Consider the following 25,930-nt stretch of genomic DNA (forward strand, 5'->3'; position numbering starts at 1 on the left):
GCGGCGAGGGCGCGCATCCGCCGGGCGGCCGGTCGACGCAGACGCGCGGAGCGCGCGAGGGCGGCCTGCTTGCGCCGCATGCGCTGCGCGCGGATCTCGGCACGCACCTCTGCGGCGCGGGCCTCGGCCAGCTCCGTCTCGCGGTCGGCGGCCTGTCGCCGTTCGGCCGAGCGGACGAGCTTCTCGTGCGCGAGCGCTTCGCGGGCGGTCGCCTCCGCCCGCACCTCGGCGGGCACCTCGGAGGTCTCGGCGAGGATGCGCAGCGTGCGCTGCAGGCGCATCGCGTTGCGCTCCGCCGCGCGGAACTCGCGCCGGCGCATCCACCCGGGCACCAGGACGGCGCCCCAGAGCAGCGCAGCGACCACGAAGATCACCCCACCGCCGAACGCACCGCCACCCGTCATGCGCCTTACTGTACGGGCGGACGCGCTCCGGCATCGAGTGACGCGCCGAGTCTCGAGAGCATCCCCTGCTCCGCCTCCTCGACGGTGATGGCGAAGCAGTCATGATCGCGCCAGGCGCCGTCGATGTGGATGTACGCCGCGCGCCGGCCCTCGTAACGCAGGCCCAGCTTCTCGACCACCCGCAACGACGGCGCGTTCTCGGGGCGGATGCAGATCTCGACCCGGTGCATTCCCAGCTCGCGGAACAGGTAGTCGATCGCGAGCGCGCACGCCGTCGGCGTCGCGCCCCGGCCCGCCGCGCTCCGAGCGACCCAGTAGCCGAGCTGCGCCGAGCGGAGCGCTCCCCCGCTGATCTCCGAGACGCTGAGTTGCCCGACGACCGCGCCGCCGAGCGTGATCACGAACGGAGCTCCGGATCCGCTGCGCAGCTGGCGCCGCATCGCCTTGATCGTGGGGCGCATCGAGACCGATCCCGGGACCGCGCCGGCCCCACTCGGGTGCGTCGCCTCCCAGGGTTGCAGCCAGTCCCGGTTCTCGCGCAGCAGCTGCTCGAGCACCGGCGCGTCGGAGAGCCGGATCACCCGGATCCCCACCGGTCCGCTCGAGCGCGGGGCGGGTACCGGGATCGGCGTCCCGAGCGGCACGTGCGGCCTAGCCCTCCGCGTCGCGGGCGCGCAGGCGCTCCGCGAACTCCTGCACCCAGCTGGAGAGCTCCGCTCCCAGCTCGGGGTGGTCGACGCCGAGCAGGAGGTTCGCCTTGATCCAGTCTGCGCGGTCGCCGGTGTCGTAGCGGCGGCCGCGGAAGATGACACCGTAGACCGGGTCCTTGCCGTGGCCCTGCGCGAGCTCGTTCAGCGCGTCGGTCAGCTGGTACTCGCCGCCGCGGCCCGGTTCGAGGTTCTCGATCAGGCCGAAGATCTCGGGACGGAGCACGTAGCGGCCGATCACGGCCAGGTTCGACGGCGCCTCGGCGGCGTCGGGCTTCTCGACGAGTTCGGTGATCTTCACGACGTCGGGATCGTCGGTCGGCTCGACCGCGGCGCAGCCGTAGAGATGGATCGACTCCTGCGGGACCTCCATCAGCGCGATGACGGTCGCCTGGCGGCGGTCGTGCTCCTCGATCATGCGTGTGAGCAGCGGATCGCGCTCGTCGATGAGGTCGTCGCCGAGCAGCACCGCGAAGGACTCCTCGCCCACGTGACGGTGCGAACGCCCGACCGCGTGGCCGAGCCCGAGCGGCTGCCCCTGGCGCAGGAAGTGCACCTCGGCGAGCTCGCTCGACTTGTGCACGCGACCGAGGCGCCCCTCGTCGCCCTTCTTCTCGAGCGTGAACTCGAGCTCGGGCACGCTGTCGAAGTGGTTCGAGAGGTTGCCCTTGTTGCGCCCCGTGATGATCAGGACGTCGTCGAGACCGGCCGCGGCCGCCTCTTCCACCACGTACTGGATCGCCGGCTTGTCTACGATCGGCAGCATCTCCTTCGGCATCGCCTTGGTCGCCGGCAGGAACCGGGTCCCGAGCCCTGCCGCCGGGATCACCGCTTTCGTGACGCGGGGGTGGGCGCCGTTCGCTTCGTGAGACATGGGGCAAGCCTATGCCGGGCTCGCCCGCACGGCCAATCACCGAGGCGATTCGAGGCTCGCACGCGTTCCAGGAGCCCGTTCCGACCGGAGATTCGCAGCCGGTGCGCATACACTGGGCGGCATGGCCGATGAGATCGACCGAGAGAAGCAGCGCATCCGCGGACTGGTCCGGGAGCGCAGAGCCGCGACCACCGAGGTGGAACGGGCGGAGATCCGCGACGGCATCACCGCCCAGCTGATCACCCTCGTGACCGGGCGCGGAGCGCGCTCCGTCTCCTGCTACATGCCCGTCGCCGGCGAACCCGACACCTCCGCGTTCCTCGCGTGGACCCGCGAGCAGGGCATCGATGTCCTGCTGCCCGCGGCCCGGGAGGACGGTCTGCTCGACTGGATCCGCCCGAGCTGGGAGGGCAACGTGCGGGGCGCGTTCGGGATCCCCGAACCGCTCGGAGAATGCTTGAGCCCGCTCGCGGTGGGCGATGTCGACCTGATGCTGGTGCCCGCGTGCGCCGTCGACCGCTCGGGCGTGCGCCTCGGCTGGGGGCGCGGCTTCTTCGACCGCAACCTGGGGTCGATGGATCAGAGCCCCCCGGTGTTCGCCATCGTCCACGACGAGGAGGTCTTCGAGACCCTCCCCAGCGAGCTGCACGATATCCCGGTCACGGGCATCGTGACGCCGACCCGCATCGAGTACGTGCGCGCGGAGCGGTAAACTTCTTCCTCGTGCCCACCTACGCTTACCGCTGCTCCGACTGCGGCCACGCCTTCGACATCTACCAGTCGTTCTCGGACTCGGCTCTGACCGAGTGCCCCGAGTGCGGCGGGACCCTGCGCAAGGTGTTCGGATCCCTCGGCGTCACCTTCAACGGATCCGGGTTCTACCGCACCGATTCGCGCGCGGGCGCGAAGGGATCCTCCTCCGCAGGAACGGGCGGCTCCGGTACCGGCTCATCGTCGTCATCGCCCACGGGATCGGGCGCGTCGAGCGGCGGTTCCGCCGCCTGACCGGCGAATCGCCGCGGTTCCCCGGGGACCATGCTCTAGCCTTGCCCTCGAGGAAACAACACTCTGGGGAAGGGGAACCATGCTCAAGGGATTCCGGGAGTTCCTGCTCCGCGGGAACGTCGTCGATCTGGCGGTCGCGGTGGTCATCGGCGCCGCGTTCAACGCCGTGGTCGAGAAGGTCGTCTCGTCGCTCATCAATCCGCTCATCAGCGTCGTCTTCAAGGCCGACTCGCTCGACAAGGCACTGATGGTCGAGCTGCCCGGTGGCGGCGCGCTCGCATTCGGCGCACTCATCGGCGCGATCATCAACTTCGTGATCGTGGCGGCGGTGGTCTACTTCGTGTTCGTGCTGCCGATGAACCACATGCGCGAGCGCACCGCGAAGAACACGCCGGAGGAGCCCGCGGCCCCGTCCGAGCAGGAGCTGCTCGCCGAGATCCGCGATCTGCTGCGCGAGCAGCGCGCCGGCAAGTAACCGCGCGCTCGACGCCGACCGAACGGCTGCGTCGCGACGTTCAGCCCCAGTGGGGCGGACGATCGCGACGCAGCCGTTCGTCGTTCTCGCCGGGCTTCGAGCCGCCGTCGCGCACCCGCTTCGCCGCGGATCCTCCGCGTGCCCCGTCGCCCCAGGACTCGGGACGGTCCTCGGCCGCCCGGTCGCCGAGCGGATGGCTCGACGGCCGGGGATCCACGCCCTCCGGCGCGGGACGGCTCGCACGCCTCGACCGGCGCGCGCCGCGGTCCGGAGCCGCTTCCGCGGGCTCCGGCATCCGGTCGCTCATCGGACTACTCGTCGAAGGCGAGGTCGGGATCCGCGGGTGCGTCCGAACGCACCCGGAGGGAATCCAGATCCTCGGTCGGCGCGACCTCGATCGGACCGCTGTCCCCCGCGGAACCCTCGTCGTAGCCGACGATCCGCGCAATCCGAAGCGCGACCTGCTCCGGATCGCTGAAGAGGTCGAAGCTGTGCACCCGATGGTAGTGCCAGCCGAGCCGGCGCAGTACCGCGGGGCGCAGCCGGAGCGCATCGCGCAGGCTGTCCTCGCCGCCGGCGAAATCGACGTCGACCGCGATCGCGCGGTCGTCGAGCGAGGCCGCGAGCGGGATCGCGCCGCGGTAGTAGAGCGCGACCGACAGTCCGAGCTGCTCCAGCCGGTCGGCCAGCTCGCCGAGCATCGGATCGCGTTCGGCGGGGAGCGCCGCGGGCGCTGGCTCCTGGTGGTCCATCGCCAGCAGCTCGGCCAGCTCGACGACGCCGTGCTTGATCCGCGCTGTGTCGAGATCCGCGGGCCGGAAGCAGCTGACGATCGTCATCGCGCGGCGGGCGCGCGTCATCGCGACCGCGAGCAGCCGCTCGCCGCCCGGCTGCCCGAGGCTGCCGAAGTTCGAGAGCACGCGGCCGTGCGGGGTGCGGCCGTAGCCGATGGAGAAGATCACGCGATCGCGGCTCTGCGCCATCGCCTGTTCGAGGGTCAGCACCGCGAACGGCTCGGCGCGCTCGCCGAGCAGGAAGTCGCGGTACTGCGGGAACTTCGCGAAGGTCTGCAGCACGGCCTGGTTGACCCGGACCGCGTGCCGCTCGCTCGCGGTGATGACCATGAGCGACTCGCGGGACCGGTCGGCCGCGTGCTCGAGCACGAGCTGCACGACCCGCTCCACCTCGGCGTCGGTGCTCTCGACCGCGCCGGTGTGCTGGTCGGGGAGCCCCTGTCCGCCGCGGACGAACTCGAGCGAGATGCTCGAGTGCCCGAGGAACGTGCCGGCCCACGGCAGCGACGAGATCTCCCCGTCGTAGAAGCGCGTGTTGACGAGCTGCGTGAGGTCCTCGCCGCCCGCACGGTAGCTGCGGGTGAGCGCGAGCTCGGGCAGCACGGAGCGGAGCTGCGCGTACGCCGACTGCTCGTGCAGCTCGGGATCGGCCGCGACGGCCTCCCCGCGCTGCCGCACGGCGATCTCGAACGGAGCGGGGGTCTGGGTCATGGGATCGCCGAACGCGACGACCTGCTTGGCCCGACGGATCGCACCGACGTTCTCGACGAGCGTGGTCGCGCCTGCGTCGACGAGCAGCACGGTGTCGAAGCGCAGCGTGTCGGGCAGCTGCGCGACCTCGTAGGGCGACATGGCCCACACCGGGGTGAGCACGGCCAGGAGCGACGGCGCCCGCTGCACGAGCGCGTCGATGGAGTTCTCGCCCGCGCGGAGCGCCTCGCGCAGCGCGAGCGCCTCGTCGCGATGGTCGAGGACCGCGACGCGCCAGGCGTCGGCGAGCTTGGAGGCGAGCTGGGGGCCGTTCGATCCGGCGTGCGCGTCGTCGACCAGGCGGAAGTCCGCCTCGAGCCGGTCGATGACCCCGGTGTTCGCGCTCAGCAGGGCCTGATTGGTCTGCAGCATGCGCTCCAGCGCCGACTGCCACCAGGCCTGTTCGAGCTCCGCCGCGACCCGATCCGACGGCACGTGGCGCGCCGAGAGGTCGTCGAGCAGCGGTTCGAGGTGCGCGGCGCGCAGGCGCTCCACGATCGCGGTGCGCTCCTGGATGTTCTGCAGCACCTCGGACTCGCGGGCGAGCTCGGTCGTGTCGCGAGCCAGCACCGTCAGCGGGAGCGAGCGGAGCCGCTGCGCGTCGGTGTCGTGGCCGAGCACCCGGTCGATCGCGTCGAGATCCTGGTAGGCCGACTGGTAGGCGACCACGACGTCGGCGATGCCGACGGGGACCTCGGGACGCGCGCCGACCACGGTCGAGTAGCGCTGCCAGAGCACCCGCTGCTGCTGGATCTGCAGGAGCCGGGCGTACATATCGGTGACGTGCACGCCCGGACGGACGTACTCCCGGGCGAGCTTGCGCAGGCGCCGCTTGTTGGCGTTCGACATCTCGTCGCCGCCGCGCGGCGCGTGCGCTGCGATGACCTCGGTGAGCGAGCGGTCGTAGACCTCGGGCACGAAGCGGTCGAGCGTCTCGCGGATCCCCATGAGGAGCCGCAGGTAGATGCCGAGCTCGGCGATGCTCTCGTAGGGCCGCAGCGACGTCTGCTCGACGACCTCGTTGGCCATCGTGATGAGCCGGGGCAGCTGGGACTCCGCCAGGTTCACGGCCGTGGAGTACGCCTTGCGCGCGTCCTCGGTGGTCGAGAAGCTCACGCCGTACCAGGGCGAGTCCTCGGGACCGTACTGGAACTGTCCGAGGCGCGCGACCTCGGTGAGCGCCTCGGCGATCGAGGAGCGGTCGAGGGTCAGCTGGCCCAGCGCGTGATCGTCGAGCCGCACCGTGGTGGTCGGCGAGTGCTCGCGCAGCGCGAGTCGAGTGAGCTCGCGCAGCGCCTCGAGCGGCGAGACGCCGAACCGGGGATCCTTCGCGCCGAGCCCGGTCTGGTAGTCGAGCAGCACACCGCGCAGGCGCACGAGCGCCTCGTCGACCTCGCGCAGCTGTTCGCTCCGTGCGCCCTCGTTGCGGCTGATCGACTCGACCAGATTGCGGCGCAGCAGGCGCGGCGTCGCGGCGAGCCCGGAGAGCCCGACGCGGGAGAGCCGGTGGGTGATGCCGTCGAGCGTCGCGCGTCGCGGCGACACGACCAGCACCTGCTTGCCGGCGCGGACGAGCCCGCCGATGGCGTTGACGACCGTCTGCGTTCCACCGGTCCCGGGAAGCGTGCGGACGACGAGCGAGTGGCCGGAGGCGACCTGCGCGAGGACGTCCTCCTGCTCGGCGTCGACGTCGTAGAGATCGCGATCCGTCTCGGGAGAGCGGGTGTTGCTCGGCGTCGCCGTCACGGGCCGGTACGCCTCGGAGAGCCGTCGCTTCGCCACCTCGCTGCCGCACACGGCGGAGAGCACGGGCGTGTCGAGATCCTCGGCGTCGGCGACCATCGCGTACGCGACGTCGTGGAACGACGAGACGACGAGGCGCGGCTGGACGACGAAGCCCGAGACCCCGACCACCATCTGGCGCAGGCGATCGATCACCGGCTGCGGCTTGAAGACGCCCTCGGACTGCGAGAGCTCGATGAGCGAGCGCGCGTCGACGCGGATGCCGAACTGCTCGTGCAGCACCCGCACGAGCGCGGGGTTGACCGCCGGGTTCTGCTTGAGCTTGAGCTCGAAGTCCCGGCCGTAGCGGCGGATCGCCAGCGGGCGCAGCAGCACGGGGGCGCAGAATTCCTGCCCCTCGAACTCCCACTTCGCGATCCCGATGCCGAGGTGGACGGTCTCGAGGCCGCGCACCGCGCGCATCTCGACCGCCTTGTCGGTCACCCGTCCGGCCGCGAGGCGCGCATGGCGCAGGGCGAGGTCGTCGCGGATCAGCGCCGACAGCAGGATCTTCTGCCCGGTGATGAACTGCGGTAGTCCACCGGGGTGCGTGGTCGAGAGCTCGATCCGGTTGGCGTGCTCGTCCGCGAAGTGGAGCAGCGGGTTCTCGCCGCCGAGCGCCGCCAGTTCTTCGCGCCAGGCCGCATGCTCGGCCGTGTGCGGATCGACCACGGTCATCATGGTCGGATTCACCACCTCTGGCTGCTGCTCGGTCACTTGCGCGTCCGGTTCGTGCTTGGGCGCGAGCGATCCCTCGCTGCGCGGCGCGCTCGGCGCCGAGCGATCAGCGGGCGCACCCGTCCCTCGCTCCGTCTCGTCGGGTCGCCGACGTCGATCCACACTCCACACATCGCCACACTAAGGTGCGGAGCCGAAAATCCCCGGAGGATCCGCGGAGTTTTGCGCAAGTCCCCGCGCAGCGGGTTATCGATCCGTGACCGAAGACGCGTCCGCGCCGCCCTCCGTCGAGGCCGGAACCGCGGCGGGCGCCGCGACCGTACCCCGCAGTCGACCCAGCCCGTTCATCAGGTGGTAGATCAGGATCGCCGAGACCGTGCCGAGCGCGATGCCGTTGAACACCACCGCGTCGATCTTGATCGTGAAGTCGGCGATGCCGACGATCAGCGGGATGGCCGCGGTGAACTGGTTGATCGGCTTCGAGAAGTCGACCTTGTTGTCGAGCCAGATCTTGACGCCGATGAGACCGATCAGGCCGTAGAGCGCGACGGTGACTCCACCGAGCACGCCGCTCGGCACCGAGAAGATCACCGCGCCGACCTTCGGCGAGAAGCCGAGCAGGATCGCGACGATGCCCGCGACCCAGTAGGCCGCGGTCGAGTAGACGCGGGTCGCCGCCATGACGCCGATGTTCTCGCCGTAGGTCGTGGTGCCGGATCCGCCACCGAAGCCGGCGAGGACGGTCGAGATGCCATCGGCGAGCAGTGCGCGGCCGGTGAGCGGATCGAGGTCGCGGCCGATCATGAGGCCGACGCTCTTCACGTGCCCGACGTTCTCGGCGATCAGCACGAGCACGACCGGGAGGAAGGCGGGCAGCAGGCCCCAGAGCGAGGGATCGGCGAAGGGGTTCGCGACCGCGTGGAACTCGGGCAGACCGAGCCAGTCCGCCTGCGCGATCTTCTCGAAGTCGACGAGTCCGAAGCACGCCGCGGCGACGTAGCCGACGGCCATGCCGAGCACGATCGCGAGGCGCCCGGCGAGGCCGCGGAACAGCACCGTGATGAGCAGGATCGAGACGATCGTGATGAACGCGACGACGGCCGAGGGGACCACGGTCTCGGGCGGCGCGTTCACGCCGCCGTTCCAGTTGTTGCGCACGGCCGGCGCCAGGTTGAGGCCGATGAGCGCCACGATCGCGCCCATCACCACCGGCGGCATGAGGGCGTTGATCCAGCCCGCGCCGAAGCGCACGACGATGAGGCCGATGACGGCCATGAGCACGCCGATGGCGAGGATTCCGAACGAGGCCCGCGCGAGGTCGCCGCCGCCCGCCGTCGCGGCGAGCACCGGCGCGATGAACGCGAAGGAGGAGCCGAGGTAGCTCGGCAGCCGGTTGCCGGTCAGCAGCAGGAACAGGAGCGTGCCGAGGCCCGAGAAGAACAGCGTGGCCGTCGGGCTGAACCCGGTGAGCAGGGGCACCAGGAACGTCGCGCCGAACATGGCGACCACGTGCTGCGCGCCGAAGCCGATCGTCTTGACCCAGCCGAGTCGTTCCTCCGGGAGGACGATCGCGTCGTTCGCGACCGTGCGTCCGTCGCCGTGCAGCTTCCAAGGCAGCGCCATCGGGGTTCCTTCTCCCTGTCGGGGCGCAGGTCCAGCGCCTCGACCCCGAGGCGCTGCCGCGCCAAGGGAATATCCTATGCGCCTCGGAGCCCGCTGGACGAGCCCTCGGCTACTGCTCCGAGAGGTAGACCTTGCGGATGTGGTCGGGCACGGTCCACTTCGTGCGCGTCCCGGCGACGAGACGCATCACGTCGCCCGCCGCCACCTCGAAGACCGTACCGGCCTCGACGCCGGGGCCGTCGAGCAGCTCGATGGTCGCGCCGCCCGACAGCACCACGAAGAGCTCGTCGACCTCGGTGTCGGTCGTGGTACCCTCGCGCAGCTCCCAGATGCCGGCCTCGCAGTCGCCGATGGTGCCGAGCTCGGCGATGCCCTGGCGCGGATCGCCCGCGACGACATCGGCGGTCGGCACCGCTTCGAGCTCGATCCCGGTCTCGGTGGCCCGGACGGCGGCGTTCGTGCCCGCGGGCAGCAGTTCGCTCATGGTCGTGATCCGTTCTGTCTCGTCCAGGCGGCGATCAGGAGTCGAAGCCGAAGCCGACGGCGTCCATGACCTTGAGGAAGAGGTTGCGCTTGCCGCGGTTGTGATCGGCGCGGTCGAACGACCAGCGGAACATGTTGACGCCGATCGCGGCGGCGGGCTCGGGCGGGAACGGCAGCGGCATCTGCTTGACCATCTCGAGCTCGGTGCGCTCGGTCGTGCGCCCCTCGAAGCGGTCGACCATCACGTCCGCGGCGAAGTGGGTCGCGCCGACGCCCAGGCCGGTGAACCCCGCGACGTACTGCACGCGACCGCCGTGCGCCTGGCCGAAGAAGGCGCAGAAGCGCGTGCTCGAGTCGATCACGCCGGCCCAGCGGTGGCTGAACTTGACCCCTGCGAGCTGCGGGAACGTGGTGAAGAAGTGGCTGGCGAGCTTGCGGTGGCTCTCCATCCGGTCCTCGTACTTCTGCCGGATGCGGCCGCCGGTGTGGTAGACCGCGTCGTAGCCGCCCCAGAGGATCCGGTTGTCCTTGGTGAGCCGCGAGTAGTGGAACTGGTTCGCCATGTCGGCGAGGCCCTCGCGCCCCTCCCAGCCGATCGAGGCCAGCTGCTCGTCGGTCAGCGGCTCCGTCATGAGGACGTAGTCGTAGACGGGGATCGTGTGGAAGCGGTAGCGCTTCAGGAGCGAGGGGAACACGTTGGTGCAGAGCGCGACCCGGTCGGCGGTCACCGTGCCGTGCGCGGTCGTGAGCCGGATCGGATCGTCCGCGCTGCCGTCGAGCGCATCGACCCGCGTATCCTCGTGGATCTCGACCCCGATCGCGCTCGCGTGCCGCGCGAGCTCCGCCGCGAGCTTCGCGGGGTGCACGTTGGCGTTCTCGCGGGGCGAGAAGTCGCCGCCGAGGAAGGTCGGCGAGTTGATGCGCGCGCGCACCTGCTCGGCGTCGAGGGTCACGACCTCGGGATCGTCGCTCTCGCCGAGCCACTCGACCTGGTAGTCGTTGTTCGCGACGGCCAGCTGGCCGGTGCGCTCGAACTCGACGTCGAGATCGTGCTCCGCGATGAAGCGCTCGATCGCATCGAGGTTCTCGTAGCCGAGGCGGCGCAGCGTGCCGACCTCGTCGGGCCAGCGGGATTCGGCGTTGGGTTCGCCGTGCGTGATGCTCGCTTCGCAGAATCCGCCGTTGCGTCCGGACGCGGCCCAGCCGACGCGCTTCCCCTCGAGCAGGATCACGCGGCGCTCCGGGTGCTCGGTCTTCAGCTTGATCGCGGTCCAGAGTCCCGCGAACCCGCCGCCGACGACCGCATCGTCGACGCGCGCATCACCCCCGAGCGACGGGTAGCGTGCGGCCGTGGCCGCGATGTCGTCGATCCAGAAGCACTCAAGCTTCGTGTTCGCGAGCGATGCGTCGATGATCGCTGCAGCCGGACGGTTCTTCTCGAAAATGGTGGGTTCCATGATTCCCTCGGGTCGCCTTCGATGAGGTCTGCTGAGATCCTCGCACACTCACCACGGAACCGCATCCCCACCTGCGCGCTTTCAGTGCTGAAAATACCGATTTCGCCACTCATTCAGTTGCGAATCGGGAACATTTCTACGAAATCAGCAGAAACGAGCATGGTGGACCACACGAGTCAGTCGCATTGACATTCTCATTGACGTCGCGGCTCACCGCTCCCGCGCAGCGGCTCCCGCTCAGCCCTTGTCGGCCGGCGGCTTCATGATCGCCCCCGTCGCGAGGCCGAGGGCGAGGCCGGCGGGCAGCCACAGCCAGAACTGGGTGAGCGCGCTGATCACGATGCCCATGATCGCGCCCATCACGATGCCGACGATGATCTGCTTGCGCCGCGCTTCGGGGCTCACTTCGCTCATGGGTCCAGCCTACGGGTCATTCGTGAGCGGCGGCCGGGACCGTCAGCAGCGCCTGCGCCCGCGCGCGGAGCTCGGCGACCCGCGGATCCCCGAGCGCTTCCGTGCCGTCGCGCCGCAACGTCGCCGCCAGCCGGTCGGCCGCGTCCATCACCGCCAGCGCCTCGAGCAGCCGAGCCGAACCGTCGTGCGCGATCGCGAGGTCGATCAGGCGCCCCGTCGCGCGGGCGATCTTCGCCTCGCTCGGGGAAGGCACGGCCCCGGCCGCCGCCAGCAGCGGCTCCACGCGGTCGAGTACCGCCGGATCGGCTCCGCCCACGAGCTCGGCCTCCCACTCGCGCCAGAGGCGGCTCACCCCTGCGCGATGATCGGTCGCGAGCACCGTGTCGTCGGCGAGCTCGACCGCGTCCGCTCCCGACTCCGCCAGGCGGACCGTCACTCGCACCGTCTCGAGGGTCGCCGCGGGTACCACCCGATCCGCCGCGTCGCCGATCCGGGAGCGCAGTTCGGCGCGCAGTCCTTCGGGCAGCTCGTCGCTCAGCGGCCAGTGCAGCTCATGTACCCCGCCGGGAGTGCGCTCCTTCAGGTGCCAGCCCTCGTCGGCCCCGCCCGCCCGGCGGCGCATCGCGAGGCGAGCGGTCGCGAGCGCACGGTCCTCCGTGTCGAAATAGCTCGCGTGCAGCTCGACCCGTCGCGGCTCGCCGGCACGCAGCCCCGTCGCGGCCCAGACGTCGGCACCCGGCAGCGCCGATGCGCCGATCATCTCGTACTTGCGCTCGATCTCGAGCGAGGCGGCACCCTGTTCAGTCACGGACCCAGCCTAGGCGCTGGACGAGGACGCGCGGCGGAGACGGCCTACTCGGTTCCGGGGCGCTCCACGACCGGCCCGGGCGCCGGAGCCGATTCCGGCGCCGACCCCCGATCGCCCGAGAACCAGACGATCCCGGCCCCGGCGAGCACGACCAGCGCGATGCCGGCCAGCGCGGGCAGCGTCAGCGCCTGACCGAGCAGGAGCGCACCGAGCAGCGTCCCGACGAGCGGATCGCACGCGAAGAGCACCCCGATGATCCGCGCCGACGTGACTTTGCCCGCCAGGGTGTCGACCGTGAACGCGAGCGCGGTGCCGAGCACCGCCGACAGCAGGAGCACGCCGAGGGAGCCCGGAGCGATGTGCGGCAGCGCCGGGAGCGAGAACGGCAGCGTGACGATCGCGCCGATGCAGACCGACAGCGCCATACCGGGCAGCCCGCCGCCCTCCTTGCCGACGTGCGACGCGAGCAGCGTGTAGAGGCCGAAGCAGGTCCCCGCCGCGACCGCCCACAGCACGCCGATCGGATCGAGCGGCCCGCCGAGCCCCGCGATGAGGGCGACGCCGACGAACGCGAGGAGCGCCAGCAGACCGTCGCGCAGTCGGCGGGAGCCGATGAGCGCGACGAGGCAGGGCCCCAGGAAGTCGATCGTGGTCGCGATGCCGAGCGGGATCCGAGCGATCGCCAGGTACAGGAACAGGTTCATCGCGGCCATCGCGACGCCGTAGAGCGCGATACCGCCCCACTCGCGTCGGCTGCGGCCGCGCAGCTTCGGGCGGAAGATCAGGACGAGCAGCACCGCTGCGATGAGCAGTCGCGCCCCGCTCGTTCCGAGCACGCCGACCTCGTCGAACAGCCCGTACGCGAGCACCGCCGAGAACTGCACGCCGAGCGCGCCCGTGATGATCAGGCCCGCGGCCTGCAGGGTGGATCGGCGGCTCTCGCTCGCAGCGGCCGGGGCGGTGCGGCGCAGCGGCGCGCCGGCGACGGTGTCATCGGTGACGGAGGGCATCGGAACAGCCTATCGCCGGAGAGGCCGCCGTGCGCACGCGCACGGATACACTGCTCGCGTGACTGCAGCACACGGCCCCGACCCGATCAGGATCCTCGTCGAGCAGGCCCTCGCCGGCGCGGCCGCCGCGCTCCGCGCCGCCGCGGTCCCGACCGAGGCGCTCGCCGAACTCGTGCCGGCCCGACGGCGCATACTGATCCGACTCGCTCCGACCATGCGCCCCCTCGGCGAGGTCTGGCGGGTGGGCTCGCTGCTGATCTCGGCCGATCGGAACGAGTGGTTCACCGGAGGGACCGCGACCCGGGCCGCGGAGCGCGGCCGGCCGGGATACCAGTCGGTGTCGCGCGAGGAGCGCCGCGAGATCGCCGCGGCCGCGCTGCGCGGAGGCTATGCCGAGGGGTCCTCCGTGAGCTTCGACGCCGTTCCGCTCCCCCTCGACGGGGACGGGCTGCGCGCACTCGGTTCCGATGCCCCCGTCGGGGTCCTCTCCGTCGAGGGCGGTCCCGGTGCGGCGCCGACGGAGGAGGTGCGCGTCCGCTGGCGCGCGGGAGCCGACCTCTCGACCGCGCCGACGCTGGAGGCGTTCCTCGAGGAGCGCGTGCGGCTCATCGCGGAGCGCGAGGGCGCCTAGGAGCGCTCCTCGGCGGCGTCGACCCGCCCGTAGCGCCCCTCGAACCGGGGATCCGCGCGCCACCAGAGCCCGTCCCCCGGTTCCTCCGCGTCGAGCGCCGCATCGACCTCGCGCGTCGCGACCGCGTCGGAGCGCACCCAGTGCACCAGGGTCGCCGCGATCATGGGTATCCCGATCGCCTCGGCGATACCGAGCAGCGCCCCGCCCGCCCGCAGGTTCACGAGCAGCATCACCACGATGCCCGGGATCGCATCGAACAGACCGTCGAGGAACGCGATGAGCGTCTTCACCGCGGGGTTCGCCCACGGGGGCAGCAGCCCCTCGGCGAAGAGCGGCAGATTCACCAGGAGGCCGGTGACGAAGGCGCAGAGCATCAGCAGGCCCCACCCGGGAGCCGGCGTCGCGCCGTGCGGCACGAACCAGCCCGACAGCAGCGCGACGGTGAGGAACACCGCGCTGATCGCCGAGGAGATCCCGGGATACATGAGCGTGCGGGCGATCCGACCGCGGATCACTCGCGAGCCGCGACCGCGCACCGCTTCGAGCAGGCCGACGGGGTCGCCGAGCGCGGCGCCGAGCGGCAGCACGGCCGCCGCCATGCCGAGCGCGATCCCGTCCATCCAGTCGCTGCGGGTGCGGAGCGCCCACGGAGCGCCGCACAGCGTCCAGGCCATGAGCAGGCAGGTGAGCATCCACCAGAGCAGCCGCGAACGCGACCAGCGGACGCCGCGTCTCCGGAGGCGCAGCACCGCGCCGAGATAGGCGAGGGCGAGCAGTACCGGAAGGCCGATCCCGAGCGGGGTGGGTCTCCACGCGGTGAGCAGTTCGACGGGGGTCACCCGACGAGTATCCGCCCGTCGTCTGAGGGCGGGATGTGGGAGCGCAGCGAGCGACGGGCCTCCACGATGGGGCCCGAGGGAGCGCAGCGAGCGAGTGCCCCAGAGAGGAATCGAACCCGGCCGGCCGCTCAGGGCAACGCGCCAGCGTTGCGCGGCCACGGCGCGCGACGAGCCTGCGAGTCGCGTCAAGGTTCATCGGGATTCCACGATGGGACCCGAGGGAGCGCAGCGAGCGAGTGCTCCATCGTAGACACTTTGACAACTTTGCCCCGGCCTTGAAAACCGTTGCCTCACGGTGGAGGAGCGGTGTGTACAAGCGTAACCTGCGCCCCCTGGAACCGTCGATCCAGGATGATCGGGGCCGACTCGTCAGGTCGATTGGGAAAGCTCAAACTTTCCTCACCGAATCCCAGATCGACCAGATTGTCGACCTCTACGCGGGCGGAATGAGCATGAACAAGATTGCCCAGAAGTATCGTGCTCACAGGCGTACCGTTGCCGCGCATCTGGTTCGGCGTTCAGTGCCACTGCGGAGCCCGCGCAGTCTCGACCCGGCAGATACTCCCGAGGCCGTGAGGCTCTATGAGGGCGGTATGACGCTGCTCGATGTCGGGCGAAGGTTCGGGATCAGCCAGCACGCCGCCCGGACGGCGATCGCCAAGGCGGGCGTGACGATCCGACCGAAAGGCCACATCCCTCGCACTGAACTCATCCGCATGGCAGAGGCCAAGTAGCAACAAGTCGGCCGACCACGCCTTAGTGCGTGGCCGGCCGACTTGTCTGCGGAAGGCTCAGGATTCGATCTGTGCAGCCTCCTCCTGCTCCGTGAATGGCTCTGTGAAGCCCAGGTGGTACGAGATGCCGATTGAGAGTCGGCCAGCCGGAGTGTCCCAACTCACGAGTCTCCTTGGCCCTGCCTCATAGATCGGACACCCTGCCTCGCGAATGGCGTCCGTGACTTCGCGGAAGTCTTCGAGCTTGCGTCCGAGTCGGTACAGGTCGGTGACAAACACTGCGTCAATCTTGCCGGCGGTTACATCGTCGGTCAGCATCCGCAGTCCCTCCCGAGTACGACCGACATCCCCGTAGATCATCTGCAGGTCAGCGCCGAGGCTGCGAGCATAGTCCTCGCAGGTTTCTTGTTGTTCCCACATGCTCAGAGGGTTGCGTCGAGCGGAACGAATGTAGATCGCAGCAGGCATCATGCCACCTCCGCCGGGTCACGCTCGGCGAGGTGTTCAGCATCGATTTGACGACGCAGCTTCCGCACGGCTGCGGCCTCGACAATCCTTGCCTTGGCGAGCATGAGGAGGCTCACCGGACCCATGACGAGGAATGCGATGCCCATTGCGAGGCACCAAAGGAGCAGGACTGCGAGCCAGGCGTCGCCGCCGTTCTCGATGAGTCCCTTGATGTAGTTCGCGATGAGGAAGTAGGGCACCGCGGCGAGCATTGCGGGTACGCCCCACTTCATGCCGTCACGGCGGCGGATAAAACCGATGAGCCTCGGGCCGGGTGCAAACCTCGCGACGAAGTAGTAGCACCGGGCAACGCCGGAGAAGATGGACGAGAGCATGAGGGCAGCCGTTTCATAACACTCGGCAGCGAGTCATTAGAAAGGACTTCCCGGTTTCGGTCAGTCGTGCCGTTGCGACGAGCAACGGCGAACGTTGTTAGAACTGCCTACACCATCTACTGTACGTCGGACTCTCCTGAACCGGAAGTCCTCGCTTACAACGAGCGTCCTCGCCTGCGAGTAGTCGTTACGCTGCGTGTTGTCTTCGGCGTGACGGGGTGTCGTTTGCGGTAGCGCTGCTGGATGTCGGCGATCACGAGCGCACGCACTGTTGGAAGCACGCGGCGGATGGTTTCGCGCAGGAGGTCGTAGGGTTCTCTCCCTCTGAGCGTGCGAGCAATCGAGTCCATCCGTACCTCCTCTATCACTCGCTGACCGTGGTTCGTATGAAGGTATCGACGAAGCATAGGGAGTTGCAGTTCTGTGGCTTCGAGCGCAAAAGAGATGCGATCGAGACGGCGTGCATCAACGTATGCGTCGATCCTCGCCGTGTCCAGAACTTCGGAGCGCACTTTGAGTTCTTCACGCAGAAGACGCCGTATTCGGGCTTCGGTGACCGGCTTCGCAAAGAACCTATCGGCCTCACCTATGCGTTGTTGCCTCTCTGCTTCTGTGGGCTGCTGATACCGGGAAGGAGGTAGCTCGACGCCCGCACCAGGACGTGCGGCCGGCAAGGGAACGCTCATCCGTGTTCGCGTAGCGCTGGGCGGCAAGGCGACCTGAGAGTTGCGTGCCGTTTCGGCAGGCCGGCGCGTGCGCTCAGTCGTGTCGCTTCGTTCCTGTACCTCAAGGAGTGGCATCGGATCGTCCTCTCATGAGAAATCTCATGAGAGAGGTGCGCCGGATGCGGATAGCTGGTCTACAGCGTCCGCCCCGGCTGCCGTCTTGACCTGCGATATACCGGGGTTTCCTTCGCCGTGGTGCGTGCGTTCGCGAGTCGGGATGCCTGGTGAATCGCCTGCTGTGCACGCGCCCGGTCGATCTTCTGCGCCACCCCGTCCGGCTCCGGCCCGAGCGCGTCGCTGCTGGTGATCGCGTAGCGGTCGCGGTAGGCGGCGACTGTGCGGGCATACCGATTCCAGGCTTCCTGCTTCCGCGGTTCACCAGGGCGAGCCCCGAGCGCCTGCGCCCACGCGGCACCGTCGGTGATCGCCTGCTCGGTGAGGGTGGCGGCTCGGTGCTCGATGAGCTGGTGCCGTTCCGCGAGCGCCTGCTTCATGTCGGGGTCGGTGATCCCGGCCGCGACGGGGATGAGTCCGGCGATGAGTTTCGGTGTCCGGCGGGTGCGCCCTGCGCTCGCGGGCTGGCTGGTGGCGTTTGCGACGCGCCAGTGCAGCACGGAGGCGATGTCGTCGGCGTCATCGAAGCCGCGCGCGGCGACCAGTCGGGGCATGAGCTGGTCGACGTCGTGATGGTTCGCCTCGGCGCGGCGCAGCTCGGCGGCGAGTGCCCCGAACGCTTCCGAAGCGAGTGCGGCTTCTGCTTGTGTGTCGGTGAGGCCGGAGGTGCGGATGAGGGTGGCCCAGCGGTCGTGCTGGGCTTCGGTGGCGATCGTCTCGTACTCGGCGGCGAGCTGCAGGATCGACTCCCACTGTTCCTGCTCCGCCTGGATCGTCTCGTGCACGGAGAGCTCAGCCCCGGAGTGATGCAGTACCCCGGTGAGCACCCGCCGGGCTGCCTCTTCGATGTCTTCGACCTCGTGTGGGTGCGCGTGCGCGTCGTCCGGGGTGTCGGTGGCGACGTAGGCGAGGTTGGCGTCCTTGCCGCGGGTCAGGGCGACGTACAGGTTCTCGCGAGTCATCGACGGGTCGACCAGCACATGCGAGGTGTCCACCGTCACGCCTTGCGCCCGGTATGCGGTGACGGCGTAGCCGAGGTCGAGGTGCTGGGCGACGTAGTCGGCGGGCAGCACGATCGACTCGCCCCGGCCTGGGCTGGCGGGGCGCACGGTCACTGATCCGTCGCGGCGTATCTTCGTGATCGTCCATCTGTTCCCGTTCTGCACCCACGAGAACCGGGTGCGCAGCTTCCGCTCGTTCTTCCGCGTGATCACCGTGTCACCGACTGCCGCTTGCACCCCGCCATCCAGGGTGACCTCACCCTTGAGCGGGTTCACGACATCGGCGAGGATCAGTTCGGTGCGGGCGCGCAGGTTCAGCGCCGCGACCGCGTCGCCGGAGTCGGAGACGAGGATCGACGCGATCCCGGCGGCTCGGTCTGCTCTCCATGCTTCGTAGGCTCGTGCGGTCATGTCGTCGGTGGTGCCGCCGATGATCCGGTCGGCGTCTTCGTAGACTCCGATCACGTCGGGTTCCCCGAGGCGGAGTCTGAGCGATGCTCGTTTCTCCCATTCGTGCGTGAAGCGGTGGATCGTGGACAACTCGGGGGTGTCAGGGCGGTCGCCGGCGAGGAGCCCGAACGCGCCGGCCGCGGCTGGGGATTGGAGCTGCCCGTAGTCGCCGACGAGCAGGATCTTAGCGCCGGATTGTGCTGCGGCCCCGGTGATGCGGTCGAGTGCGAGGGTGCCGGCGAGGCTCGCCTCGTCCACGATCACGAGTTGACCCGCCTGGAAGGTTCGGCCGGTCATGAGGTGCAGCGTCCACCATCTCGCTGTGTTCTCGGTCTTGATCCCGAGATCCCCGGCGAGCACTTCCGCTGCGACCGCCGACGGGGCCAGCCCGACCACAGACCCCGCACCGTGCTGCTGTTCCCATGCGGCGCGGAGCGCGAGCATCGCGGTCGTCTTCCCCGTACCGGCCGGGCCGACGAGGAGATCAAGCTGCCGGCCGGAGACCGCGATCCGGGTGAGCGCGTCGGCCTGGTCGGGGCCCAGCATCCGCCCCTCCCTGTCCGGGCGTCTCGTGACCTTCTCGATGAGTGCGAGCGGGAGCTCTGGGCCGGTCAGGGTGCGGGAGCGTTCGAGGAGCCGCTTCTCCGCATCGAGCAGCGCCTCGGAGGAGTACAAGGTGCCGTGGCGGGGGCGGAACGCGCTCGACCCGTCCGGCCGCTGAAACCTGGCCGGCGTCGAGGCGAGTTCCGGCGGTGTGAGGCGCAGCGAGGCGCGTTCGGCGGCATCGACGACCATCCCAGTGACGGCCTCCCGATCCCGTGCCGTCGCGAAGCGATACTGCATCGTCTGCCGTGCGGCCTCGGCGGTCAGGTTCCAGCGGTGCCAGGTCGACCGCTTCTCACCCACCGCCTCCATGACCTCGCGGCCGATCTTCTCGATTTCCTCCAGGGGAAGGTCGTCGGCACGCAGCACCCGCACTAGTGCTGCGGGGATCGCCTCTCGTACCCAGTCCGATGCATCCTGCCCCAGCCGTGCCGTGGCGCGCTTGCGCCATTCGGTGGTGAGGTCGGCGAGGGATCGCACCTGCTTCTCGGGCCTCGTGGAGAGAGTGGCTTGGGCGCGGAGCTTGATGACGGTCGCCGCCGATGGCTGCCGGCCGTGCTTCTGAACGTACTCGACGATGAGGCGGTCTTTCTCGGCGTCGATCTGGCGGGCGCGGGTCGAGAACTCGAGCACGAGTTCTTCCGGTACCGTCCGGATCGCCCAGGCGGGGTTGCGGTCGCGGCCGCGATCCCGCGCTTCCCAATCCACGCCGAGTAGCCGGGTGAGGTGGTCGGCGATGATTGCCTCGTGCAGTTCGGAGAGCGCGACGGTCGCGGCGTGCATCGGCCGCCCATCGAGCGACCGCCACCGCCCGTCCAGTGTGGTCTTCACTTTGTTCGACACGACGACGTGCGTGTGCAGGTGCGGGTCACTGCTGCGGGAGTCGTAGTGGTCGTATGCGGTCGCGGAGAGTCCGAAGGTGTCGACGTGGGCGACCGCTCCGCCGTCGGCGCCGGTCATGCCGACGCGGGTGGCGGCGACTTCGCGTTCCATGAAGTCGATCAGCTCGGCGATCGCCGTGTGGTGCGCCTCGGTGATGAGCGTCTGGGTGCCCGCATCGGCGACCGCCCACAGCACTGACGCCGACTTCGGCAGCGAAAAGGTGTAGTCGTATCCCGCGACAGCCTTCCTGGTGCCGCGTGCGTGTTCTTTGGCTTCGATCTCCGCGATCACTTCCGCGCGCGAGGCCGGGCCGAGGTCCGGGTCGAGTGCTTCGACGCGCTCGGTGATGCGCTCGGTCGGGGTCTTGTAGACCGGGTAGGCGCGGCCGAGCGGGTCGCCTGTCACCGGGTCGCAGCCCATCCCGATGAGGAGCTGGAGCTGCTGCTCCGATACTTCCTCGCCAGGAGTGATGCGGCCTTCGCCGAGCTGGGTGAGGCCGGAGCCAAGCCACCGGCCGGGAGGGTTCCCGGCTTCGGCGTAGTAGCGAGTCAGCGGCGTCGAAAGGCTCCGGTCGCCATCGCCCGCGACGACCGAGCGCAGGAGGTATTTGTAGCCGTCGCCGGCGCTCATCACGCGCATCGAGACCGTCACTTCGGCGGCTTCCTCTCTCGTCGTTGCCGGGTGCAACCGGGGGTTGCGTCGAGGGTTGCGCCACGCAACGTCGTGCAACCGCAGCAGTGGGTCAGAAGAGCGTCAGCCCGTCGCGCTTGCTCGCTGCAGGTCGCAGCCGCGTAGGAGCCGGCAACCGTCTGCCCGACGTCTGCAACTCCTGGGGTTGCAGTCGCTCGGCGAGCACTCGCTCCACGTCGCTCCACAGATCGGGGCGGTCGAGGCGCGCGTCTTTATCGCAGTCGCGGCGCAGCTCGTTCAGGAAGCTCGCTCGCCGTTCCGGAGTGGACAGTTGCGCGTCGTAGAACCCATCGAGGTCGTAGTGCGCGATGAACCCGAAATAGCCGTGGGTCGAGAGCCCCTGGTAGAGCGATCGAGTGAAGCGTTCGCGCGGGCAATCCGCCGCGACGAACCGGAGCAGGGCGTTCACGAACCTCGCCTTGCGCTCCGGGGTGCCGGAATCCCACCCCGACGCCTCGAACTGAGCGGGCTGGCCTGTCGTTCTCGTACTCATCGGTGTCGTCCTTCCTGAACGCTCGGTCACGTTCGGAAAGGAGGTGCGCGCGGATGGCTCTGCGTGTACTCACGGGCTCTGAAACCGCATCTGCAAGACGCGTGGAGGCACAGGAGGGAGGCGGAGAGATGGCTGAGGACGAGAGGCGGTGAGGTCGGGGCGCGGGAGAAGCGAGCGGGCCTGTGGATGCGGTACCGGGGTGAGCAGGGCGCGGGTATGGCGGCGTGCACCTGTGAGGTGATCAGCTCGGCGCGCTGGAACCTCGATGGAGGGGTGCTGCCGGGATCGCCAACCGGCAGGAACCCCGATGCACGCACATCCCGAAACTCTCGGCCCCGAACCGCTCAAGGTCGGGTCGCTCTTCTCCGGTTACGGTGGCCTCGACCTCGCTGTCGAACACGTCTTCGGGGCGCGCACGGTCTGGTTCTCGGAGATCAACGAACCCGTCGCCCGCGTGTTCTCCCATCACTGGCCGGACGCGCCCAACCTTGGCGACATCACCATGATCGACTGGCGAATGGTCGAGCCGGTGGACATTCTCTGCGGTGGCTTCCCCTGTCAGGATGTCTCGACCGTCGGGAAGATGGCCGGCCTCGCGCCCGGCACTCGCTCAGGGCTGTGGGCGAACATGGCCGACGCCATCGACCAGATCCGCCCCGAGTGGGTCGTGATCGAGAACGTGCGTGGCCTGCTTTCCGCCTCTGCGATCCGCGCAACCCCCGAAGATGCAACCCCGCAAGGAGACGAACGTGCAACCCCTGACCCCGCAACCCTTCGCGACCTGGAACGCGACCTCTGGTGTCTGGGAAACCGACCAGCTCGACCTCTCCGGGCGCTCGGCGCCGTACTCGGAGACTTGGCCGACCTCGGGTATGACGCGCGATGGATCGGCCTACCCGCTTCCCTCGTCGGTGCTCCGCATCCCCGGTTCCGCGTCTTCATCCTCGCCCGTGCCACTGTTCCGCACACCGCTGGCCTCCGACGCCTCCCGTGGTGGGGAGAATCTGGATCAGGTGCGGGCGCGCCGGGGAACGATCGCGCTTTCACACCAGATCATCGATCTCGCGTTGCACGGTCCGAGTGGCTCACCCAGATGGAGGAACGAATCGGAGACACTGTGGTCGCTGATCGACGGCATTCTCTAGGCTGGGGACGGTATGTGCACGCAATAGCTCGGTGGCAACATATCACCGGCAGGCCGGCGCCTTCACCGTCCTTGCTGCACAACCTGGGCACTCCGCGCCCGTCTCCAGCGTTCCTCGAGTGGCTCATGGGGCTTGAGAACGGCTGGGTGTCCGACCCGCAGTTCGGGCTCACCGCGAATCAACAGATCGCAGCAGTCGGCAATGGGGTGCTTCCTCTGCAAGCTGCGGTAGCGCTACGCTCTCTTCTTCACGCTAAGCCTGGAAGCCTCTGAAGATGATCCGACCTATGTGCGCCCCCTTCCAGGATTTCGCCGCAACGCCCTGACCTCCGCAAGCGACCATACCAAGTAGGTTTGCCCGGGTCTCCTCAACCTCTCACGACGAAGGAGAGCTCACGGCGAGTCCGCGGAAGCAGGCCCAGGATGCGCCCCGCCTGACGGGTGACACTGAATCCATGCGAGGCGCGCCACCAATCCGTGTTCATCCGGCGTCGCTAAGGGGGATATTGGGCTACCTAGGAGATTCGCTCATTCAGGTATTGAGCAGCATGGCGGGCGGCAACCCGCGGACGGTCCGTCATTGCGACGAGGCCTTCTCCGGCGGCAAAACGAATGTTACATTTTGTTCAGTAGGTTGGGTGTCTTGAGAAAGCGGGCTCCCATGATCGTTGGACGCCAGCAAAGTCTCGACATGGCTCTGAGTATCGTGCGCTCGAATCAAAGCCTCGATATCGTCGGAGGCCGCGGTAGCGGCCGGACAGCCTTCCTCGCGACACTCGGTGACCGCCTCACCGAAGAAGGATGGTCAGTAACGACCATTCGAGGGATCGCTTCCCTGAAACAGCACCCGCTTGCAGCGCTTCAGCTCAGTAGCGCAAGTGGCGATTCGCCGTCCCGGGGAGGTTCGGGCCTGCAGGGCGCGGCTGCGGGCCTGCTCTCTCGTGTGTCTGAGAAACGTACAGCCATCTTCGTCGACGATTGGGATGACCTCGACGAGAGTTCCTGGGGAGTCATCGAGTCGGTACGTCGGTCAAGTGGTGTCCCGCTGGTGCTCTCTCGCTTGCAAGGTCTCCAGGCGCGGCACACTCCAAGTGGCCTCCCGGCGTCCACTTTGGAGCCAACGTATGTCATTGATATGGCGCCCCTTCGTCTTGAGGAGATGGAGAACGCACTGAAGGACTATCTTGGTGCGAGCATCGAGACGGGCACGATGAACCTTATCTATGCGAAGTCCGGAGGGAGCATAGGCCTCGCAATCTCACTCGTTGATGCCGTGGTGAGGGAGGGGCACCTCATTCGGGGCCTCGGTGGGAGCTGGACGAGCTCGGGTGAACTCTGGATTTCTGGCTTGCGTGCCGTCCTTGAAACGCATCTGGAGGGGCTTCCTGCTGAGGCGCGGGACGCGCTCGAGATCATTGCGATGGTCGGGGCGGCAGATATCGAGACCGTGAAGAAGCTGGTCAGTTGGGAGACACTCGAGCTGCTGGAAGAGCGTGCGCTCGTGGCGATAGTCCCGAGTGCCCCACGCACGCTTGTCACTGTGATGCCACCGCTGCTGGTCGAGTACTTCAGGCACGAGCCGTCGTCGGCTCGCCGTACCCGGCTTACCGAACTCGTTCTGACGAGGATCGGGGCGACTGACTCCGCAGTTGCGCTGCCGGGGACCCCTGCGACCCCGGCACCTGGTCCGGACAGTGACGCGCTCCTTGCCGCCCTGATCTGGGAGCGAGCGAGGGCACGACAGCTTATTGCCGGGGCAGAGTGGGAATCGAACCCAAACCCAGGGAGCGCGGTTCGCTATCTGAATACGTTGCTCTATTCCCATACGAACTCAGGGCTAGCACTCGCTATGCAAGTCTTCGCCGAAACCGATGAGACGCTCGGCGGCGAAGAGGAGCTGGCCGAGTATCTGGTGCAGCAGGCATACTGGCTGGCGTTCGCGGGCCACATGGCAGATCAGGCTCTCGCCCTCCTTCGAGATGCGTCCGCGCGACTCGGACGATTCGGGCGGATGATGAATGCGGCCGAAGTGGTCATTCTCGCCCACTTCCGGGAGATACCCGATGACTATCCCGAGAGACTCGAAGTGGCTGACGATTTGCCCTGCGCGGTTCAGCTTGCGCTGTACGAGGCTCAGATGCTCGTGCTCGTGAGTCGCTGCCGCTTCGCCGATGCGAAGCGGGTCTACCAGGAGGTCCAGCTTCTTGATCCCCAAGGTACGCGGCATCAACCCCGAGTGCTTCTCGGCCACGCGTTGCTTGGAGAAGGCGCGCATGAACAAGCGCTGCAGCTCCTGAGGTCCGGTTTTGAGGAGGCGCGCGGCTACTTGGATGTGGAGGCTTTCCGGGCGTTCGGAGCTGCCGTCGCCGCCTGCCACATCCATTCGGGAAACTACCGCGACATGGACAAGCTGCTTGATTCGGTTTTCGTTTCGACGGGGCCCAGCTTGTTCCCACCTGGCACTCAAGCTGCGCTCCTAGCCGTGGCTTCGGTGACCGCTGCCAGACGAGGTCAGGCAGCGCTGGTCGAGCGATATGTCGCTGACATCGGACAATACCGGTTGTGCGATGGCCCCCTTCCGGGCGAGTCGTTGGCGTGGTCAGTGTCGCAGGAGCTGATTCTCAACGGGCGCTCGGAGGAAGCTGGTGACCTGTTGTGGTCAGCCGGCGAGGCTCTGTGGGCGAGGCGAGCTACTTTCGCTGCGAGCTTGCTCCTACTCGTCTCGCTTGAGATCGCCCCAACCGACGAGCGGATTCGAGCCCTGGACGGGTTTCTCGCCGAGATCCCCGAGGCATTGGTGAGGCAGGCGCAGGGTAGGTATATCGTCGCCTCCTACAGGCATGACCCTGAAGGCGTTTCTCGGGCTGCCCGAGAGCTAGAACGGCTGGGGCGGCTCGGACTTGCTGTAGCTGGATACCAGCTTGCGGCCAACTGGTTTGAAGAATCCGGTTGCAGTGCGCGGGTCGAGGATATGCGTGATCTGGAACGCGGCGTTCGCGAGGAAGCAGGCGGGGATCCTCTCGATTCAGCCCGGTTCGGCTCGTATCGCATCGTGTTGTCTGAGCGAGAGCAAGAGGTGGCGAACCTCGCTGCACAGGGACGAACGAACCAAGAGATCGCAAACCAACTCGTGATCAGCGTCCGCACAGTCGAGAGCCACATGCGCCGAATCATGCGCAAGCTAGATCTCCCGAACCGGGGAGCGCTCGCCCTGCATCTTGAAACCTCTCCCCCGCGGAGTTTCGAATCGAACGCGAGCGAGACCCAGTAGTCTCACAGGACGCCCGCATATCACCGACAAGACTTCCTCGGGGCACCTACTCACCTACGGCGGTTCACTGAACTACGAGCCGAAGATACTGCTTCTCGCATCGAGAGCCACATCGGGGAGCACCTTGCTGCGAGCATTGGATTCGTACGCAGGAGCTTGGGTGAAGTCACCCGGAGCGCCCAGGCTCTGATCAAGTCTGAGGCAGTCTTTCGCACGGGCAGATCCTTCCCCCCCCCCCCCCCCCCCC

General features: G+C 68.5%; 23 protein-coding genes and 1 pseudogene. 8 read left to right on the top strand and 16 right to left on the bottom strand.

Translation table 11 applies throughout. The features are described 5' to 3' along the window. The 3 genes and pseudogenes from XM48_RS02115 to XM48_RS02125 form a co-directional block, all read right to left on the bottom strand. Positions 1-404: pseudogene (locus tag XM48_RS02115) on the bottom strand (large exoprotein); the annotation flags it as partial. 5 nt (positions 405-409) lie between these two features. Further along, entirely contained in the window at positions 410-1,048 is a 639-nt protein-coding gene (locus XM48_RS02120; RefSeq protein WP_046454133.1) for a GNAT family N-acetyltransferase, read from the bottom strand. Positions 1,049-1,055: 7 nt separating this feature from the next. After that, positions 1,056-1,985 (bottom strand): UTP--glucose-1-phosphate uridylyltransferase, encoded by a 930-nt coding sequence (locus XM48_RS02125; RefSeq protein ID WP_046454134.1) that lies wholly within the window; start codon positions 1,983-1,985, stop codon positions 1,056-1,058. Positions 1,986-2,106: 121 nt separating this feature from the next. Here XM48_RS02125 and XM48_RS02130 point away from each other — a divergent pair, with 121 nt between their 5' ends. From XM48_RS02130 to mscL, 3 genes are all read left to right on the top strand, one after another. Further along, positions 2,107-2,697, top strand: a complete 591-nt coding sequence (locus XM48_RS02130; protein WP_046454135.1) for a 5-formyltetrahydrofolate cyclo-ligase — start codon at positions 2,107-2,109, stop codon at positions 2,695-2,697. 11 nt (positions 2,698-2,708) lie between these two features. Further along, the gene (locus XM48_RS02135; protein ID WP_046454136.1) at positions 2,709-2,990 is read left to right on the top strand and encodes an FmdB family zinc ribbon protein; all 282 of its coding nucleotides are present in this window, start codon (positions 2,709-2,711) and stop codon (positions 2,988-2,990) included. Positions 2,991-3,069: 79 nt separating this feature from the next. Next, positions 3,070-3,465, top strand: coding sequence for a large conductance mechanosensitive channel protein MscL (gene mscL, locus XM48_RS02140; RefSeq protein WP_046454137.1), 396 nt, complete (start codon positions 3,070-3,072; stop codon positions 3,463-3,465). 40 nt (positions 3,466-3,505) lie between these two features. Here mscL and XM48_RS02145 read toward each other — a convergent pair whose 3' ends face one another. The 8 genes from XM48_RS02145 to XM48_RS02175 all read right to left on the bottom strand — a co-directional run bounded on the left by XM48_RS02145 (position 3,506) and on the right by XM48_RS02175 (position 13,264). Further along, entirely contained in the window at positions 3,506-3,772 is a 267-nt protein-coding gene (locus XM48_RS02145) for a hypothetical protein (RefSeq protein WP_046454138.1), read from the bottom strand. Positions 3,773-3,776: 4 nt separating this feature from the next. After that, entirely contained in the window at positions 3,777-7,469 is a 3,693-nt protein-coding gene (locus XM48_RS02150; RefSeq protein WP_369699847.1) for an AAA family ATPase, read from the bottom strand. Positions 7,470-7,715: 246 nt separating this feature from the next. After that, entirely contained in the window at positions 7,716-9,092 is a 1,377-nt protein-coding gene (locus XM48_RS02155) for a uracil-xanthine permease family protein (RefSeq protein ID WP_046454139.1), read from the bottom strand. A gap of 109 nt (positions 9,093-9,201) precedes the next feature. Beyond that, the gene (locus tag XM48_RS02160) at positions 9,202-9,576 is read right to left on the bottom strand and encodes a cupin domain-containing protein (RefSeq protein WP_046454140.1); all 375 of its coding nucleotides are present in this window, start codon (positions 9,574-9,576) and stop codon (positions 9,202-9,204) included. Between the two features lie 34 nt (positions 9,577-9,610). Next, complete coding sequence (locus tag XM48_RS02165) at positions 9,611-11,032, bottom strand: FAD-binding oxidoreductase (protein WP_046454141.1); 1,422 nt, start codon at positions 11,030-11,032, stop codon at positions 9,611-9,613. A gap of 237 nt (positions 11,033-11,269) precedes the next feature. After that, positions 11,270-11,446, bottom strand: a complete 177-nt coding sequence (locus tag XM48_RS17740) for an HPP family protein (protein ID WP_156174901.1) — start codon at positions 11,444-11,446, stop codon at positions 11,270-11,272. 16 nt (positions 11,447-11,462) lie between these two features. Further along, positions 11,463-12,254, bottom strand: coding sequence for a CYTH domain-containing protein (locus tag XM48_RS02170; protein WP_052961237.1), 792 nt, complete (start codon positions 12,252-12,254; stop codon positions 11,463-11,465). Positions 12,255-12,298: 44 nt separating this feature from the next. After that, complete coding sequence (locus XM48_RS02175; protein WP_084820876.1) at positions 12,299-13,264, bottom strand: DMT family transporter; 966 nt, start codon at positions 13,262-13,264, stop codon at positions 12,299-12,301. Between the two features lie 58 nt (positions 13,265-13,322). On the opposite strand from XM48_RS02175, the gene XM48_RS02180 reads away from it, so the two are divergent. Continuing rightward, a complete protein-coding gene (locus tag XM48_RS02180) occupies positions 13,323-13,895 on the top strand; it encodes a hypothetical protein (protein WP_052961238.1) in 573 nt (190 codons plus the stop codon). Here XM48_RS02180 and XM48_RS02185 read toward each other — a convergent pair. Then, positions 13,892-14,734 carry a cytochrome c oxidase assembly protein gene (locus XM48_RS02185; RefSeq protein ID WP_046454142.1) on the bottom strand — a complete coding sequence of 281 codons (843 nt, stop codon included), beginning with the start codon at positions 14,732-14,734 and terminating at the stop codon, positions 13,892-13,894. The two genes, XM48_RS02180 and XM48_RS02185, sit on opposite strands and share 4 nt — an antisense overlap. A 308-nt stretch (positions 14,735-15,042) precedes the next feature. Between XM48_RS02185 and XM48_RS02190 the strand changes: the two genes are divergently transcribed. Further along, complete coding sequence (locus XM48_RS02190; RefSeq protein ID WP_231580770.1) at positions 15,043-15,468, top strand: hypothetical protein; 426 nt, start codon at positions 15,043-15,045, stop codon at positions 15,466-15,468. Between the two features lie 57 nt (positions 15,469-15,525). Here the strand turns inward: XM48_RS02190 and XM48_RS02195 are convergent, their stop codons facing one another. Beyond that, positions 15,526-15,939: a recombinase family protein gene (locus XM48_RS02195; RefSeq protein WP_046454143.1), complete on the bottom strand. Its 414-nt coding sequence runs from the start codon at positions 15,937-15,939 to the stop codon at positions 15,526-15,528. Further along, the gene (locus tag XM48_RS02200) at positions 15,936-16,310 is read right to left on the bottom strand and encodes a hypothetical protein (protein ID WP_046454144.1); all 375 of its coding nucleotides are present in this window, start codon (positions 16,308-16,310) and stop codon (positions 15,936-15,938) included. Before XM48_RS02200 ends, XM48_RS02195 begins: the two co-directional genes overlap by 4 nt. 218 nt (positions 16,311-16,528) lie before the next feature. Between XM48_RS02200 and XM48_RS17745 the strand changes: the two genes are divergently transcribed. Then, complete coding sequence (locus XM48_RS17745; RefSeq protein WP_156174902.1) at positions 16,529-16,951, top strand: hypothetical protein; 423 nt, start codon at positions 16,529-16,531, stop codon at positions 16,949-16,951. A 218-nt stretch (positions 16,952-17,169) separates the two neighbouring features. Here the strand turns inward: XM48_RS17745 and mobF are convergent, their stop codons facing one another. Together mobF and XM48_RS16805 are read right to left on the bottom strand one after the other, a co-directional pair. Next, positions 17,170-20,715: a MobF family relaxase gene (gene mobF / locus XM48_RS02205; protein ID WP_046454152.1), complete on the bottom strand. Its 3,546-nt coding sequence runs from the start codon at positions 20,713-20,715 to the stop codon at positions 17,170-17,172. 112 nt (positions 20,716-20,827) lie between these two features. Then, a complete protein-coding gene (locus XM48_RS16805) occupies positions 20,828-21,184 on the bottom strand; it encodes a hypothetical protein (RefSeq protein ID WP_231580771.1) in 357 nt (118 codons plus the stop codon). Between the two features lie 391 nt (positions 21,185-21,575). On the opposite strand from XM48_RS16805, the gene XM48_RS17390 reads away from it, so the two are divergent. Continuing rightward, positions 21,576-22,685 (top strand): DNA cytosine methyltransferase, encoded by a 1,110-nt coding sequence (locus XM48_RS17390; RefSeq protein ID WP_046454145.1) that lies wholly within the window; start codon positions 21,576-21,578, stop codon positions 22,683-22,685. Positions 22,686-23,103: 418 nt separating this feature from the next. Beyond that, the gene (locus XM48_RS02220) at positions 23,104-25,683 is read left to right on the top strand and encodes a LuxR family transcriptional regulator (protein ID WP_197074123.1); all 2,580 of its coding nucleotides are present in this window, start codon (positions 23,104-23,106) and stop codon (positions 25,681-25,683) included. Positions 25,684-25,930 lie beyond the last annotated feature (247 nt).

Origin of the sequence: Leucobacter sp. Ag1 (assembly GCF_000980875.1) — a bacterium.
Taxonomy (GTDB): domain Bacteria; phylum Actinomycetota; class Actinomycetes; order Actinomycetales; family Microbacteriaceae; genus Leucobacter; species Leucobacter iarius.